4 protein-coding genes are annotated in these 2,843 nt (G+C 72.8%); 2 read left to right on the top strand and 2 right to left on the bottom strand.

Annotated elements, in window-relative coordinates:
- Positions 1-20 precede the first annotated feature (20 nt).
- Both AOK15_RS31395 and AOK15_RS31390 read right to left on the bottom strand, forming a co-directional pair.
- Positions 21-680, bottom strand: coding sequence for a DUF305 domain-containing protein (locus AOK15_RS31395; RefSeq protein ID WP_055521725.1), 660 nt, complete (start codon positions 678-680; stop codon positions 21-23).
- A gap of 100 nt (positions 681-780) precedes the next feature.
- Entirely contained in the window at positions 781-1,239 is a 459-nt protein-coding gene (locus AOK15_RS31390) for a DUF6153 family protein (protein WP_063799078.1), read from the bottom strand.
- A gap of 170 nt (positions 1,240-1,409) precedes the next feature.
- Between AOK15_RS31390 and AOK15_RS31385 the strand changes: the two genes are divergently transcribed.
- Together AOK15_RS31385 and AOK15_RS31380 are read left to right on the top strand one after the other, a co-directional pair.
- Positions 1,410-1,778 carry a BlaI/MecI/CopY family transcriptional regulator gene (locus AOK15_RS31385; RefSeq protein ID WP_055521724.1) on the top strand — a complete coding sequence of 123 codons (369 nt, stop codon included), beginning with the start codon at positions 1,410-1,412 and terminating at the stop codon, positions 1,776-1,778.
- Positions 1,775-2,686 (top strand): M56 family metallopeptidase, encoded by a 912-nt coding sequence (locus AOK15_RS31380; protein WP_055521723.1) that lies wholly within the window; start codon positions 1,775-1,777, stop codon positions 2,684-2,686. Before AOK15_RS31385 ends, AOK15_RS31380 begins: the two co-directional genes overlap by 4 nt.
- Positions 2,687-2,843: the final 157 nt, after the last annotated feature.

Genomic DNA, 2,843 nt, shown 5'->3' with positions numbered 1-2,843 from the left:
GAAGTACGGCCCCGCGAACCTCAGGCCTTGTCGAGCATCTTGTTCATCTGCTCGATCTCTGCGGTCTGGGCCGTGATGACATCCTCGGCGAGGTCGATCGCGGGGCCGTACTTCCCCTCGGTCTTCTCGGTCTCGGCCATCTCCACGGCGCCTTCGTGGTGCTCGACCATCAGCTTCAGGAACTTCTCGTCGAAGGCGGCGCCGGACGCCTTCTCCAGGTCGGCCATGTCGTCCGCGCTCATCATGCCGGGCATGCCGGACCCCATGTCGTGGCCCATGCCGGCCATGTCCTCGGGGACCTTCTCGCCCCAGGCGGTGAGCCAGCCGGACATCGTCTCGATCTCCGGGTCCTGGGCGCCCTTGATCTTGGTGGCGAGCTCCTTGACCTCCGGTGAGACGGCGCGGCTGTCGGCGAGTTCGGCCATGTCCACGGCCTGGCGGTGGTGCTGGATCATCTCCTCGGCGAAGCCGACGTCCGCCTTGTTGTGGCCGCCCGCCCCGGGCTTGCCGGACGAACCGGCCTTGGGGGAGCCGGACTCGGAGGCCATCGAGCCCATGTCGTGGCTGTTGCCGTCGCTGTTGCCGTCGCTGTCGCCGCCGCACGCGGTCAGGACGAGGGCGGCGGCACCGGCGGTGACGGTGAGGGCGGCACGACGGAGGAATCCGCGGGATGCGGTCATGGTGGTACTCCTGCGTTGGTTCGGATCGAGAAGTCGGAAGAGGGGCGTTCCGGGGCACGGCGCCGCGGCCCGATGGGCGTGCGGCGGCGTGCGGGCTTCTCTAGATCCGCAGGAGCTGGAGTTCGGCGAGGGATGGTGGCGCGCGGCCGCCTTCGGGGCCGGAGCCCGTCAACGACGGCCACACGTGCGCCCGTTCGGCCCACGTCGCCACGTCGGGCACCAGCACGGGCACCACGGCCGGGGCCTGACCCACGGAGGCCGAGGCGCAGGTCGGGTCCGCGTGGTGCGGGTGCCCCGTTCCGCCGTCGGTGTCGTGACCGCACGCCCCCGGCATCGACACCCGAACGGGCGCCTCCGCGCCCGCGCGCGTCTCGCCCGCCGTCATGCGGTCATGCCCGGCGGCGGCTTCGTGCAGTGCGGGGACCGGTCCGAGACCGTGCATGCCGAGCAGGCCCAGCAGCAGCGCGCACACGAGAAGGCCGCGGGCCCCCAGGGGCGGGCGCGGCCGGCGGTGCGGCGCTCCGAGGCCGGTCACGGCCTCGTCGTGGGCACGGTTCATGGTCCCTTGCGTGTCGTGTGGGTCATCCGGGTCGGGGGTCGCCGGGTGTCGGGGGCCGCCGAGGCGTGACTCGGCACCGATCACCCCCGTGGGCGGACCGTCAGTTCTACTAACCTACTATGGACTTACGTATTCATTGTGCACGTCGGGTGGGACGAGGGAGTCAGGGCATGCGCCGGTTGGGGGAACTGGAAGCGGAGATCATGGACCGCCTCTGGACGTGGAACCGTCCCGCGACGGTGCGCGAGGTAGTCGACGACATCAACCTGACCCGGCCCGTGGCGTACACGACGGTGATGACGGTCACCAACATCCTCTACAACAAGGGCTGGTTGTTGCGCGGCAAGCAGGGCCGAGCGTGGCTCTACTCACCCGTCCGCAGCCGCGAGGCGTACGCCGCCGCACTGATGGAGGACGGTCTGGGCGCGAGCAAGGACCGGCCTGCCGCGCTGGTCCACTTCGTGGAGAACATGACCGAGGAAGAGGTGGCCGCCCTGCGCAAGGCCCTGCGGACCATGGGACGACAGGCGAAGCCGTGAACGCGACGCCCGTCCTGGTCGCCTACACGGCCCTGGTGGGCTTCGTCGCCCCGCCGCTGCTCGTGCGGGCCGACTGGCCGCACCGGGCGCCCGCCGCGGCTCTCGCGGTCTGGCACGCGCTGGCCCTGTCGTTCTCGCTGGGCGTCGCGCTGACCGCGTACCACCTGGCGATGCCCGCCGGGCATCCGCACGCGGGACTGCTGGGTCTGCTGCACTCCTGCGGGCTCGCCGTCCTCGGGAGCGGCGCCGATCCGCGGATCGCCGCCCGGGTCGCCGTGGCCCTGCCCGCCGCGCTGGGCCTCGCCCTCGTGGGGAGCCTCGCCTTCCATGCCGTACGGGCCCGCCGGGCGCGGGCGCGGCACCGGCGGGCGGTGGATCTGGTGGGGCGCCGGTCGGAACGGCTGGGTGCCGTCGTCCTGCCGTACGACGTGCCCGCCGCCTACTGTCTGCCGGGCCGCTCGCCCCGGATCGTGGTCAGCGACGGGGCCGTCCGTGAGCTGACGGCCGAGCAGCTCGGCGCCGTGCTGGAGCACGAGCAGGCCCATGTCACGGGCCGTCACCATCTGGTGCTGGCCGCCGCGGAGGCGTTCCACTCCGTCTTCCGCGTGCTGCCCGTGGCCCGCCAGGTCCGGGAACAGACGGCGCTGCTGCTGGAGATGGTCGCCGACGACCGTGCCCTGCACGGGCACTCCCGCGAGGCCCTGGCGACCGCGATGTACGAGATGGCGGCGGCCCGGACCCCGCGCGGTGCGTTCGGGGCGGGCGGCCGGGCGGTGCTGATCCGGATGCGGCGCGTACTCGGCCCGCCCCGGGCTCCCCACCGGGCCCTGTCCCCCGCCATGGCCGCCCTGGCGGTGACGGCACCGCTGCTGCCCCTGCTCGCCACCTGCCCACCAGGCCTCACCTGACCCTCGCCCGGCCTCACCCGACCCACGCCCGGCCTCACCCGACCCGCGCCGCCGGCATCGGCAGACCCGCGCCCGGCATCGGCAGACACGCACCCGGCAGTGGTAGCCACATGCCCCTCCTCCATCCCCTGTCTCTACTACACCTCTGACGCTGCCG

The sequence above is a fragment of the Streptomyces ossamyceticus genome (genome assembly GCF_001418475.1).
Taxonomy (GTDB): Bacteria; Actinomycetota; Actinomycetes; order Streptomycetales; family Streptomycetaceae; genus Streptomyces; species Streptomyces ossamyceticus.
This window is presented reverse-complemented; position numbering and strand designations above follow the sequence as displayed.